The 12,649-nt window shown below is 51.9% G+C and carries 13 protein-coding genes; 6 read left to right on the forward strand and 7 right to left on the reverse strand.

Annotated elements, in window-relative coordinates; translation table 11 throughout:
• The first annotated feature begins 11 nt into the window (after positions 1-11).
• Both glnG and VF709_RS19460 read left to right on the forward strand, forming a co-directional pair.
• A complete protein-coding gene (gene glnG / locus VF709_RS19455; RefSeq protein WP_013099377.1) occupies positions 12-1,424 on the forward strand; it encodes a nitrogen regulation protein NR(I) in 1,413 nt (470 codons plus the stop codon).
• Positions 1,425-1,534: 110 nt separating this feature from the next.
• The gene (locus tag VF709_RS19460) at positions 1,535-1,645 is read left to right on the forward strand and encodes a YshB family small membrane protein (RefSeq protein WP_032618432.1); all 111 of its coding nucleotides are present in this window, start codon (positions 1,535-1,537) and stop codon (positions 1,643-1,645) included.
• A gap of 67 nt (positions 1,646-1,712) precedes the next feature.
• Here VF709_RS19460 and hemN read toward each other — a convergent pair whose 3' ends face one another.
• Together hemN and yihI are read right to left on the reverse strand one after the other, a co-directional pair.
• Positions 1,713-3,086: an oxygen-independent coproporphyrinogen III oxidase gene (gene hemN / locus VF709_RS19465; protein WP_013099379.1), complete on the reverse strand. Its 1,374-nt coding sequence runs from the start codon at positions 3,084-3,086 to the stop codon at positions 1,713-1,715.
• A gap of 188 nt (positions 3,087-3,274) precedes the next feature.
• Positions 3,275-3,790, reverse strand: a complete 516-nt coding sequence (gene yihI / locus VF709_RS19470; RefSeq protein WP_013099380.1) for a Der GTPase-activating protein YihI — start codon at positions 3,788-3,790, stop codon at positions 3,275-3,277.
• A gap of 579 nt (positions 3,791-4,369) precedes the next feature.
• On the opposite strand from yihI, the gene yihA reads away from it, so the two are divergent.
• Positions 4,370-4,999: a ribosome biogenesis GTP-binding protein YihA/YsxC gene (yihA, locus tag VF709_RS19475; RefSeq protein WP_020686870.1), complete on the forward strand. Its 630-nt coding sequence runs from the start codon at positions 4,370-4,372 to the stop codon at positions 4,997-4,999.
• A 97-nt stretch (positions 5,000-5,096) separates the two neighbouring features.
• Here yihA and VF709_RS19480 read toward each other — a convergent pair whose 3' ends face one another.
• Positions 5,097-5,144 (reverse strand): spot 42 RNA, inhibition of DNA synthesis, encoded by a 48-nt coding sequence (locus VF709_RS19480; RefSeq protein ID WP_071892919.1) that lies wholly within the window; start codon positions 5,142-5,144, stop codon positions 5,097-5,099.
• Positions 5,145-5,310: 166 nt separating this feature from the next.
• Positions 5,311-8,103 carry a DNA polymerase I gene (gene polA / locus VF709_RS19485; RefSeq protein WP_020686869.1) on the reverse strand — a complete coding sequence of 931 codons (2,793 nt, stop codon included), beginning with the start codon at positions 8,101-8,103 and terminating at the stop codon, positions 5,311-5,313.
• Between the two features lie 439 nt (positions 8,104-8,542).
• On the opposite strand from polA, the gene VF709_RS19490 reads away from it, so the two are divergent.
• Positions 8,543-9,451: an acyltransferase gene (locus VF709_RS19490; protein ID WP_013099384.1), complete on the forward strand. Its 909-nt coding sequence runs from the start codon at positions 8,543-8,545 to the stop codon at positions 9,449-9,451.
• Between the two features lie 23 nt (positions 9,452-9,474).
• Here the strand turns inward: VF709_RS19490 and dsbA are convergent, their stop codons facing one another.
• The 3 genes from dsbA to VF709_RS19505 form a co-directional block, all read right to left on the reverse strand.
• On the reverse strand, positions 9,475-10,098 hold the full coding sequence (gene dsbA, locus VF709_RS19495; RefSeq protein WP_013099385.1) for a thiol:disulfide interchange protein DsbA: 624 nt from the start codon (positions 10,096-10,098) through the stop codon (positions 9,475-9,477).
• 27 nt (positions 10,099-10,125) lie between these two features.
• Positions 10,126-11,112 (reverse strand): serine/threonine protein kinase, encoded by a 987-nt coding sequence (locus VF709_RS19500; RefSeq protein ID WP_038420848.1) that lies wholly within the window; start codon positions 11,110-11,112, stop codon positions 10,126-10,128.
• A 75-nt stretch (positions 11,113-11,187) separates the two neighbouring features.
• A complete protein-coding gene (locus tag VF709_RS19505; protein ID WP_013099387.1) occupies positions 11,188-11,457 on the reverse strand; it encodes a YihD family protein in 270 nt (89 codons plus the stop codon).
• A 68-nt stretch (positions 11,458-11,525) separates the two neighbouring features.
• Here VF709_RS19505 and mobA point away from each other — a divergent pair, with 68 nt between their 5' ends.
• Both mobA and mobB read left to right on the forward strand, forming a co-directional pair.
• Positions 11,526-12,107 carry a molybdenum cofactor guanylyltransferase MobA gene (gene mobA, locus VF709_RS19510; RefSeq protein ID WP_038420849.1) on the forward strand — a complete coding sequence of 194 codons (582 nt, stop codon included), beginning with the start codon at positions 11,526-11,528 and terminating at the stop codon, positions 12,105-12,107.
• Positions 12,107-12,610, forward strand: a complete 504-nt coding sequence (mobB, locus tag VF709_RS19515) for a molybdopterin-guanine dinucleotide biosynthesis protein MobB (RefSeq protein WP_038420850.1) — start codon at positions 12,107-12,109, stop codon at positions 12,608-12,610. Before mobA ends, mobB begins: the two co-directional genes overlap by 1 nt.
• Positions 12,611-12,649: the final 39 nt, after the last annotated feature.

Consider the following 12,649-nt stretch of genomic DNA (forward strand, 5'->3'; position numbering starts at 1 on the left):
AGGTGACGTTTATGCAACGAGGGATAGTCTGGGTAGTCGATGACGATAGCTCCATCCGTTGGGTGCTTGAACGCGCGCTCACAGGGGCGGGATTAAGCTGCACGACGTTTGAGAGCGGCAGCGAAGTGCTCGACGCACTCACCACCAAAACGCCGGATGTTCTGCTGTCGGATATTCGTATGCCGGGTATGGACGGGCTGGCGCTTTTAAAGCAGATCAAACAACGCCACCCTATGCTTCCGGTCATCATAATGACGGCACACTCCGATCTGGATGCCGCCGTTAGCGCCTATCAGCAAGGGGCATTCGACTACCTGCCCAAGCCATTTGATATCGACGAAGCGGTCGCGCTGGTTGAGCGCGCCATTAGCCATTACCAGGAGCAGCAACAGCCCCGTAATGCGCCCGATTTCGGCCCTACCACGGACATCATTGGCGAAGCACCGGCGATGCAGGATGTGTTTCGCATTATTGGCCGTCTGTCGCGTTCGTCCATCAGCGTATTGATTAATGGCGAATCGGGCACCGGTAAAGAGCTGGTCGCGCACGCCTTACATCGCCATAGCCCGCGGGCAAAAGCGCCGTTTATCGCCCTGAATATGGCGGCTATCCCGAAAGATTTGATTGAATCCGAACTGTTCGGCCATGAAAAAGGCGCCTTTACCGGGGCAAATACCATTCGTCAGGGCCGCTTCGAACAGGCTGACGGGGGGACATTATTCCTGGATGAAATTGGCGATATGCCGCTGGATGTTCAGACCCGTCTTCTGCGCGTGCTGGCCGACGGACAGTTTTATCGCGTGGGCGGGTATGCGCCGGTGAAAGTGGATGTACGCATTATTGCCGCGACACACCAGAACCTGGAGCAACGCGTGCAGGAGGGAAAATTCCGTGAGGATTTATTCCATCGCCTGAACGTCATCCGCGTCCATCTGCCGCCGCTACGTGAACGTCGCGAAGATATCCCTCGCCTGGCGCGTCACTTCCTGCAGGTCGCCGCGCGTGAACTGGGTGTCGAAGCCAAACAGCTTCACCCGGAAACCGATGCCGCCCTCACCCGCCTGGCCTGGCCGGGTAACGTGCGTCAACTGGAAAATACCTGTCGCTGGCTCACCGTCATGGCCGCCGGACAGGAGGTCTTGATTCAGGATCTGCCGGCCGAGCTGTTTGAAGCAACTGCCCCTGAAAGCAGTACGGGCCATGCGCTGCCGGACAGCTGGGCGACGCTGCTGGCGCAGTGGGCCGATCGCGCGCTGCGTTCCGGTCATCAAAATTTGCTCTCTGAGGCGCAGCCGGAGATGGAACGCACGCTGTTAACCACCGCGCTTCGTCATACGCAGGGCCATAAACAGGAAGCAGCCCGCCTGCTGGGATGGGGACGTAATACCCTGACGCGTAAGCTTAAAGAGCTTGGAATGGAGTAATCTTCACCGCTGTGTAAAGATTACTAATTGAGCGCAAATTGCCGTTATTTTGCGCTTTACTGTGTCGATGAGTTTTGTATGATCGTGCCCGGAAATTGGGGGTGAACATCATGCTGGAAACATTAGTACATATGCTCTCTAGCGGAGCCGCAGAAAGCCACACGCCGCAAACCGCAGTTGCTGCAGTGTTGTGTGCGGCGCTGGTTGGTCTGTTTAGCTAGCGGGTAAAAATGTAAAAGCCGGGTGGCGGCTTCGCCTTACCCGGCCTACGTTTCATGCTTTTGCGGCTTAAATCACCCGCGAGAACTGCTGCATACGCGCTTTCTGCCGAAGGTAAGCGTCAAAGCACATGCAGATATTACGAATCAATAAACGTCCTTTCGGCGTGACCTCAATCGCATTCTCCGACACATCCACCAGCCCGTCCTTCGCAAGCGGTGCCAGCAGCTTCAGGTCTTCTGCAAAATAATCGCTAAAGTGCAGATCCCACTGCGACTCAACGTCGCTGAAATCGAGACGGAAGTTGCAGATAAGCGCCTTAATCACATCACGACGAATGCAGTCGTCACGTGTTAACGCGATGCCGCGCCACAGCGCGTTGCCCTTTTCATCCACCTGCTGATAGTAGAGCTTCAACTCTTTCTGGTTTTGCGCGTAGCAATCGCCAATCATGCTGATGGCGGAAACGCCCATCCCCAGCAAATCGGTATCGCCCTGGGTGGTATAGCCCTGGAAATTACGGTGCAGTACCCCTTCGCGCTGAGCAACAGCCAGCTCGTCATCCGGACGGGCAAAGTGATCCATACCGATAAACTGATATCCGGTCTCGGTCAGCGAGGTAATGGTTTCCTGGAGAATATCCAGTTTCTGTTGAGCAGAAGGCAGATCGGCATCTTTGATTTTGCGCTGCGCGGCAAAGAGCGTCGGCAGATGCGCATAGTTAAACACGCTCAGGCGGTCCGGGTTAAGTTCAGCCACGCGTTTCAGCGTAAAAGCAAAGCTCTCCGGCGTCTGCTTTGGCAGGCCGTAAATCAGATCGATATTGGTTGAGGTGAAACCAATTTCACGCGCATGGTTGAGTAAGGCAAAGATAAATTCTTCGTCCTGCTCGCGGTTCACCAGACGCTGGACCTCTTTATTGAAGTCCTGAACGCCCATACTCAGGCGATTGAAGCCTTCGGCACGTAAATGATCCAGCACATCCAGCTCAATTTCACGCGGATCGACCTCGATCGAGATTTCGGCGTCGTCATTAAAATGGAAATTGCTGCGAAGAAGCGCCATCAAACGGCTGATCTGCGCTTTATTCAGATAGGTTGGCGTACCGCCGCCCCAGTGAAGCTGGCTGACATGACGGCCAGTAAACAACGGCGCGCGATGCAAAATTTCCTGCTCCAGCGCATCCAGATACTGATCGGCTTTATGCTGCTGACGGGTGACAATTTTATTGCAGCCGCAGAAATAGCAGAGCTTATGGCAGAACGGAATATGGACGTAGAGCGACAGCGGGCGTTCTGGATAGCGCGCGACGGCCTGCTGAAAATCACCCTCACCGAAGGCATCGGAGAACTCCAGCGCGGTGGGGTATGAGGTGTAACGCGGCCCGGAATAGTTATATTTCTGGATCAGGGCCAAATCCCAGTCGATAGATGGTACAGACATGCTCACTCCTTCCGTTGGTGTCGCGTTCGTATACGGCGGCCCGTTCTGGCCCCATTGCGGACCATCATTCGGGTGCGCAGCCACTTCTGTCGCCGCGACAACCGCCGTAGTTTAACGAATAACCACACCAGATAACATATAACCGGAAGGGTTATAAGCAGGACTATCGTTCCTGCCGGGTGCAAATGTTAGTTTCCACCCTTCAGAAGACGCATCATATCTTCCTGCTTTTCGTCTTCTTCTTCATCTTCGTCATCGTCGTATGACAGGCCCAGCTTCTGCATCAGTTCGTCGATGCGATCCAGTTTGGCATCCACCCAGGACTGCTCTTCAGCGGTCAGGGTTTCACCCTCTTCAAGACGTTCCAGCAGCGCGTCCAGGCGCTCATCGTTCTCCAGCAAATCCAGCTCAGCCTGCGGTGAAAGCATAGGTTTCTCGCTCTTTGGTTTGTGCTGCTTAGTGACCGGGGTGTCTGTCACGCCCAGTGGAATGGGAGTTTTACTGCCGATACGTGGATCTTTCTGCGGCTTATTTTTAGCAGAAGCGCCAGATGCACCGCCACCGTTTGCACGGCTACCCGCAGCATGACCGCGATGTTTTTTTTCGCGTTTGCGATCGCGCGCTTCCTGGTTCAGTTCTTCGCGCGTTTTGCGGCGTGCTTTGGCAGGGCGTTTCGCGCCCGCTGCGGAGGTCGGTTTTTTCATGATGTTTTATCTTTAAGTCGTTTTCTTCAGTATAGAATTGCGGCGAAATCTAGCAGAAAGCAAGCAAAGAAAAAAGGCGACAGAGCAATCTGTCGCCTTTTTTCCTGACTCATAACCCTTAACGGGTCAGACATTCCGTGTTTGCCTACAACAAACCCTGTTTATCCGTTGGCTGATACCGTCCGTGATACGGTTCCTTTTCCTGTTAAAACGCCTCCAGGCGCTGGTCATCCTGACAATCCTGCGTCTTCGCCTCCTGGCGCTCCTGACCCTTATCCCTAAGTCATTATCCTGTTGGCATCCCCGCCTTGACGCACACTTTACCTTGTTCATTTAAACTAACAAGCAACGAAAGGGTACAAAAACGGATTTTCAGATAATCACTCAATATTAATCTTATGATTTAAAACAGTTTGTATTTTTTTACACCTGCGATTTCTCTGAAATTTCTCATAACATCTATAGCCGATGTCTCACATCGGCCAGGGCTTAAGCCTACAGACCAGGTGCAATCAAAAAAGCCTTTTGCCTGCATTCAGGTATAATCCCCCGCAGATTACGATTTTTGGAGACGACCACGTGACTACCTGGAACTACCAACAGACGCATTTTGTCACCAGTGCGCCCGATATTCGCCACCTGCCCTCTGATACCGGCATCGAAGTGGCCTTTGCTGGCCGCTCGAATGCGGGGAAATCCAGCGCACTGAATACGCTGACCAATCAGAAGAACCTGGCGCGTACCTCAAAAACACCTGGCCGTACCCAGCTGATTAACCTGTTTGAAGTGGCCGAAGGCAAACGCCTGGTCGATTTACCGGGGTACGGTTACGCGCAGGTACCGGAAGAGATGAAGATCAAGTGGCAGCGCGCGCTGGGTGAATACCTGGAAAAGCGCATGTGCCTGAAAGGCCTGGTGGTGCTGATGGATATTCGCCACCCGCTGAAAGACCTTGATCAGCAGATGATCGACTGGGCTGTGGCAAGCGATATTGCCGTTCTGGTGCTGCTGACAAAAGCGGATAAGCTGGCGAGCGGCGCGCGTAAAGCGCAGGTGAATATGGTTCGTGAAGCGGTACTGGCATTCAACGGAGATGTGCAGGTTGAAGCGTTCTCCTCGCTGAAAAAGCAGGGTGTGGATAAGCTGCGTCAGAAGCTCGACAGCTGGTTCAGTGAGCTGGAGCCCGCAACAGAAGCGGAAGAAGAGTAATACCGGGCGCGGCCATGGCCGCGCTTTTTTTGTCCGAAATTTTCTTTGCCGCAATAAAAAACGCCCCAGTCATTACTGACTGGGGCGGCTAAAATATTCAGCCAAATCCGATTACGTGAAGTAAAAGGTCTGAAAGATAGAACATCTTACCTCTGTACCCTACGCCGCTAACTCTACCCCTTTTTTTGCTGCAGAAAAAGCACTTTTTGTAGTTTTTTTTCATTCTTTACATAGGGAATTCTAATGATCGTCACAAAACGCACGTCGTTATGTTGCTAACTTACATAAAAAGCGCGTTATTCGCCGAACCATTAGTGAGCCTGATCCCAGTTTTCACCACTTCCCACTTCCACCAGCAACGGCACATCGAGTTTCATGCTGTTTTCCATCAGTTCGTGGATCGTCTTCGACACGCTATCGAGATCGTCTTTGTGCACTTCGAACACCAGTTCATCGTGTACCTGCATGATCATTTTCACGCGCGGTTTCTCTTTTTCCAGCCAGGCATCCACGGCGATCATCGCGCGCTTGATGATGTCAGCTGCGGTTCCCTGCATCGGGGCGTTGATTGCAGCGCGTTCTGCCCCGGCACGGCGCGCCGCGTTGCTGGATTTAATGTCGGGTAAGTAGAGACGACGACCGTCCAGGGTTTCAACGTAGCCTTTTTCCTTCGCCTGCGCGCGGGTGCGTTCCATATATTCCAGTACGCCCGGATATCGCTCGAAGTAGAGATCCATATACTTCTGCGACTCTTTACGCGGAATATTAAGCTGACGTGAAAGACCGAAGGCGCTCATGCCGTAAATCAGGCCGAAGTTGATTGCTTTCGCGCTGCGGCGTTGCTCGTTTGTCACGCTGTCCAGCGGCAGACCAAAGACTTCCGCAGCGGTTGCCCGGTGGATGTCCTTCCCTTCGGCAAAGGCCGTCAACAGGCCCTTATCACGCGAGAGGTGCGCCATAATGCGCAGCTCGATTTGCGAGTAGTCAGCAGAAACAATCAGATAGTCATCAGGTGCAATAAACGCCTGACGAATGCGACGCCCTTCTTCATTTCGAACCGGAATGTTCTGCAGGTTTGGATCGGTCGAGGAGAGACGTCCGGTGGCCGCCACAGCCTGATGGTATGAAGTATGCACACGACCCGTTTTCGGGTTGATCATCAGCGGCAGCTTATCGGTGTAAGTCGATTTCAGCTTTGCCAGACCACGGTACTCCAGAATGACTTTTGGCAGTGGATAATCCAGCGCCAGCTCCTCCAGTACCTCTTCAGAGGTGGACGGTGCGCCGCCAGGGGTTTTCTTCAGCGGTTTGATCCCCTGCTTTTCAAACAGGATGGTTTGCAGCTGTTTTGGCGATGAGAGGTTAAACGGCTCACCGGCAAGCTCATGCGCCTTTTGCTCCAGTTCGGTCAGACGCTGGGCGAGTTCGCCCGAGTGGTTATGCAGTACCGTCGGATCGATTTTTACGCCGTTGCGCTCGATTCGTGAAAGAACAGGTACCAGCGGCATCTCGATGTTCTGAAATACATTTAGCGGCCCTTCGTGCTTCTGCAGTTTTGGCCACATTTTCAGGTGTAGCTGCAGCGTGACGTCGGCATCTTCTGCCGCATAGCGTCCCGCCTCTTCCAGCGCAATCTGGTTAAAGGTGAGCTGATTTTTGCCCTTACCGGCAATCTCTTCAAACGTGATGGTTTTGTGCTTTAACCAGCGGTCAGACAGGGAGTCCATATCATGACGGCCTGCTACGCTGTCCAGAATGTAAGATTCCAGCATGGTATCAAACGCGATACCGCGCAGCTCAATACCGTAGTTTTGCAGAATACCGCGGTCGTATTTGAGGTTTTGCCCCACCTTCAACGCGTTGTCGTCTTCCAGAATCGGCTTCAGCAGTTCCAGCACGCGTTCGCGAGAGAGTTGCTCCGGTGCGTCCAGGTAATCGTGCGCGACGGGAACATAGGCAGCGATACCCGGCTCTGTCGCAAAGGACAGGCCCACCATATTGGCGGTAATGTTATCCAGGCTGTCGGTTTCCGTGTCGAAAGCAAACACCGGTGCTTTTTTCAGTTTCTCGATCCAGGCAACCAGCTGTGACTCTTCAAGAATGGTTTCGTAGTGCTCAAAAGAGAGCGCTGCGGCTTCTTCTTCAGCCTGATCGTCGGCATCAATGACAATCGTCTCTTTTGGCTTCGCAGCCGGTTTGGCGCCTTTTGCCTGCAGCCATTTACCGGCTTCCACGTCGGTGGTCCAGCGCTTAAATTCGTATTTCTTAAACAGGCTCAGCAGGTCATCCGCAGATGGTTGTTGCACCTCAAGCTGCTCACATCCCAGTTCCAGCTCAACATCGGTTTTAATCGTCGCCAGCTTATAGGAGAGATAAGCCACCTCTTTATTCTCTTCCAGCTTCCCGGCCATGGTTTTTGCGCCACGGAAGGAGAGCCCGGCGATTTTGTCAGACTCTGCATACAGCGTATCCAGCCCGCCCAGTCCCTGAAGGAGTGCCTGTGCCGTTTTTTCGCCAACGCCTGGCACGCCTGGGATGTTATCCGATGAGTCGCCCATCAACGCGAGGAAATCGATAATCAACTCTGGCGGCACGCCATATTTTGCGACCACCTCTTCAGGGCCGAGGATGGTGTTGGTCATGGTGTTAATCAGAGTGATCCCTGGCGTCACCAGCTGCGCCATATCTTTATCACCAGTACTGATGAGAACCGGACGGCCCATTTTTTCGGCTTCACGCGCCAGGGTGCCAATGACGTCATCCGCTTCAACACCAGAAACCGCCAGCAGTGGCAGCCCCATCGCTTTCACCATCGCGTGCAGCGGCTCAATCTGCGCACGCAGATCGTCAGGCATTGGCGGACGGTGAGATTTGTAATGCTCAAATAACTCGTCGCGGAAAGTTTTGCCTTTCGCATCAAAAACGACTGCCGCATGGGTTGGCTGATACTGAAGGATCAGGCTACGCAGCATGTTAAGTACACCGTACATCGCGCCGGTAGGTTCCCCTGCGCTATTGGTCAGAGGAGGAAACGCATGATACGCCCGATACAGGTAAGAAGAGCCGTCGACGAGAATAAGAGGGTTTTCTGGGATCTGAACCATAATGTCCGTGCCTTTAATCAATTTATGACTAAAGGATGCCACAGAAGGATGAAAACATCAGTTATTAGCGCCTGATACAGGAAAAGATTTTACGATCGTGAGGATCGCTCGCAAAATTTAAACTGTGGATAAGTTTGTGAATACTTTCACTTCATATGACTAACAAAGGCAAAAAAAGCGTAAAGACACATAATTATCATCTATTTATCAATTAGTTATATGAGAATAATGAATTATATTGCTAGCTAATGAGAATATAGCATATGTGGATATATGCCCGGTTTGCTGCGTAATAGTAGTGAAATCTTCTGCAGCGAGATGCTGCCTGTCAACTCTCCGTATGAAAGCCCCATTATTTTGTCTGATTTCTGATAAAATCAGCGCCCTGCACCGGATAGTCGGTCGCTAACTTACAGCTAACCATTTGAAAAAGCTCATCATGTCGAGATTGCTCGCTGCAATAACATTACTGTTAAGCATCATTTTAACTATTCTGGTAACGATCGCCTGTTCTGTACCGATCATCATCGCCGGGATAATTAAACTGCTGTTACCTTTGCCTACGGTTTGGCGAGCCGTGTCGGCGTTTTGTAATTTCATGATGTACTGCTGGTGCGAAGGGTTGGCCATCCTGCTGCGCCTGAATCCTCACCTGAAGTGGGACGTTGAGGGTCTGGAAAGACTCAACAAAAAGAACTGGTATCTGCTGATCTGTAATCACCACAGCTGGGCCGACATCGTGGTGTTATGTGTGCTGTTCCGTAAGCATATCCCGATGAACAAATACTTCCTGAAGCAGCAGCTGGCCTGGGTACCGTTTATCGGCCTGGCCTGCTGGGCGCTGGATATGCCGTTTATGAAACGCTATTCGCGCAGCTATTTGATTCGCCACCCGGAGCGGCGGGGTAAGGATGTGGAAACGACGCGTCGTTCCTGCGAGAAGTTTCGCGCACATCCGACAACGATTGTGAATTTTGTCGAAGGCTCGCGGTTTACAGAAGAGAAGCGTCTTCAGACTCGCTCCCCTTATCAGAACCTGCTGCCACCCAAGGCGGCGGGTATTGCCATGGCGCTTAACGTGCTGGGGGCACAGTTCGATAAATTACTGAACGTGACGCTCTGCTATCCGGAAAACGACAAGACGCCTTTCTTCGATATGCTTAGCGGCAAGCTGACGCGTATCGTGGTTCGTGTCGATCTGGTGCCAATTGATACCGAACTGCATGGGGATTACGTTAACGATAAGAACTTCAAACGTCGTTTCCAGCTTTGGCTTAATACGCTCTGGAAAGAGAAAGATGAGCAGATAGAGAACATCAAAGCTTCAAACAAAAACGCCGGTCATTGACCGGCGTTTTTATATCATTGGGTTTACTTCTTCTCGACCAGGTATTTCACGGTGTCTGCGTACTGCTGTACGAAGATATCCATGCTGCTGGTGTCCATGCCCTGCATGTTCAGCTGATATTTGCCGTTAACATACATCGCCGGAACGCCCTGGAGCTGCAGATCGGCTGCGGCTTTTTCCTGTTGAGCAACCAGCGATTTCACGACAAAGCTGTTCCACGCGGCGTCGTAGTCTTCACCTTTCACGCCTGCGTCAACGAACACTTTACGAATATCTGCTGCGGTCTGGACGGTCTGGGTTTTCTGCACCGCTTCAAACATAGGGGAGGTGATCTTATCTTCCACACCCAGCGCAATCGCAACCGCCCACGCCTGAGTCAGGTCTTTACCCAATGGGCCCAGGAACTCAACGTGGTATTTAGTCATTTTGGTGCCTTCCGGCAGCTTTTTCTTCACGTTGTCAGCAACATGCAGCACCTGCTCAAACTCATAGCAGTGTGGGCAATAGAACGAGAAGAACTCGAGAACCTGTGGCTCGCCAGCGACAGGCTTGTCCAGTGTGATGTACTGTTTGCCGTCGGTAAACTGTGCAGCAGAAGCGCTAAATGCCAGAATCATACCTGCCAGCGCCAGCCAAATTTTTTTCATGATTAACTCTCTCCTGGGTGTGTCCAATTAATACATCGGCGTTAGTTGCAGTGGGGGTTCCTGAAGAACCTTAACCTGCTCAGTAAATGTGGATATCTGGTTGCGCCAGTAATCCTCTCCGGTAAGCCACGGGAAATTACGAGGAAATGCGGGATCATCCCAACGCCTGATTAACCATGCGAGATAATAAACAAAACGCATCGCACGTAAAGGTTCTATCAGGGCAATTTCGTCTGAATTAAAAGGGCTAAACTCTTCATAGGCTTCAATAATCGTTTCAAGCTGCATACGTTGCTCGGCTTTGTCGCCGTTGAGCAACATCCACAAATCCTGCACCGCTGGCCCCATCCGCGCATCATCGAGGTCAACAAACAGAGGGCCATCGCGCCAGAGAATATTCCCGGCATGACAATCACCATGCAAACGCAGGACAGAAATATCATCGCGCCAGCAGGCTTTTACCGCCCCAATAAGTTTATCCGTCGCGCTGAGAAACGCGTCCTTTAATGCAGAGGGAATAAGCGCTGAGGTTTCGAAGACCTGGCGGGGTTCAATAAGGTATTCCTGAATACCGATAGTCGGGCGGGCAATAAACGACGTTTTGCGTCCCGTCTGGTGGATGCGTCCCAGATAGCGGGCAACCCACTCCATTTGGTCGATATTATCCGCTTCAAACTGGCGACCACCCAGACTGGGAAATATAGCGTAGTAGAACCCTTCGTGCGTAAGCAGCGTTTGGTTATTGAATTTTATCGGTGCGGCAACAGGAACTTCGTCATTCAGTAGATCGTGAGCAAACTGATGCTCTTCCTGAATTTGTTCAGCGGACCAGCGCTTGGGGCGATAGAACTTAACAACGAAGCGCTGACGATCCTCGTCCTGGAATTGATAGACGCGGTTTTCGTAGCTATTTAGCGGGGTTAGCCCGGAATCCACCCGAATACCCTGCTCAAACAGCGCATCCATAATGGTATCCGGGTGTAATGTCTGGAAAGTAAAAGCCTGGTCGTTCATCCGATCATCCGGAAATTATACGAATGATTCAGGATATCATCTTGTGGCGATTTCGGTGCCGCCGCTTACAAGCTTTTACTCTTTAATTACGCCTCGGGCGCGCAGCAATGCGGTTTTAAAATCTTCCTCATAATCTTTCTGAATACCAGGAATAACAGCATCTTTGGCAGAGTCACGCATTTTGAGGTGATAGATCAGGATGTCGTCAGAAAGGTCTGTCAGTTCACCTTCAAAACCTGACTCTTTCGCCAGTTTCTGTAAAAATTGCATCAGATTCAGCTCTGGCTCTTTTTGCCAGGCTGGCTGGAGGAGTTCAATGACTTCATTCAGACGTTTACATTTCATGGTGGTGCTCCTTTCATTTAGAGTGACACGTTAGCAGGGTCAATCCCACAATAAAAGAGGCGATATTCGTGAATCCGGGTCAGGAAATCATCGGAGTGGTTCTGGCGGGTGGCAAGGCAACGCGCATGGCGGGAAAAGATAAGGGGCTTCAGCAGCTTAACGGTAAGCCACTTTGGCAGCATGTTGCTGACACGCTTGCAGATCAGGTTGCGGCAATGGCCATCAGTGCCAATCGCCATATCGATATTTATCAGCGCAGCGGATACCCCGTTTATCAGGATACTCTTGGGGATTACCCAGGACCGTTGGCCGGCATGCTCTCGGTCATGCAGCAGTCTGAGGCAGAGTGGTTTGTTTTCTGCCCGTGTGATACGCCGTTTATTCCCTCCTGCCTTGTGGAGCGTCTCGTGCAATTTCGTGATGGTGCACCGGTTGTCTGGGTGCATGACGGTGAGCGCGACCATCCTGCTATTACGCTGAGTCATAGATCATTAGTTCCAGCGCTGCAGGATTACCTGACGGCGGGAGAGCGAAGAGTCATGGTGTTTATGCGTCAGTCAGGCGGCCACTCCGTTGATTTTAGCGACTGGAAGTCTGCCTTTGTGAACGTGAATACGACGGAAGATTTACAGACCATGCAGGAGAAATAATGACGCCTGTTTTAGCTATCGCCGCCTGGAGTGGTACCGGGAAAACGACGCTGCTTAAAAAGCTGATACCCGCACTTTGTGCCAGAGGCATCCGCCCAGGGCTGATTAAGCATACCCACCACAATATGGACGTCGATAAACCGGGTAAAGACAGCTATGAACTGCGTAAGGCAGGTGCCGCGCAAACCATGGTGGCAAGTCGTGAGCGGTGGGCATTAATGACGGAAACGCCCGATGAAGCACCGCTGGATCTCGCGTATCTGGTCAGTCGGATGGATCACTCCACGCTTGATCTGGTGCTGGTTGAGGGGTTTAAGCATGAGGCCGTTGCAAAGATCCTGCTGTTCAGAAACGATGCCGGGCATGATGTTAGCGAGTTAACGCTGGATGAGCATGTCATTGCGGTGGCCAGCGATGTCGCTCTCGATGTTGAGGTTCCGGTGCTGGATTTAAATGATGAGGATAGAATTGCTGAGTTTATTGTGGGGTGGTGTGCGGTCTGATGCCCTCTCCCGCAGGAAGAGGGAGAAAAACAAAAAGCA

This window comes from Enterobacter sp. Lyrl_3 (assembly GCF_051948675.1).
Taxonomy (GTDB): domain Bacteria; phylum Pseudomonadota; class Gammaproteobacteria; order Enterobacterales; family Enterobacteriaceae; genus Enterobacter; species Enterobacter cloacae.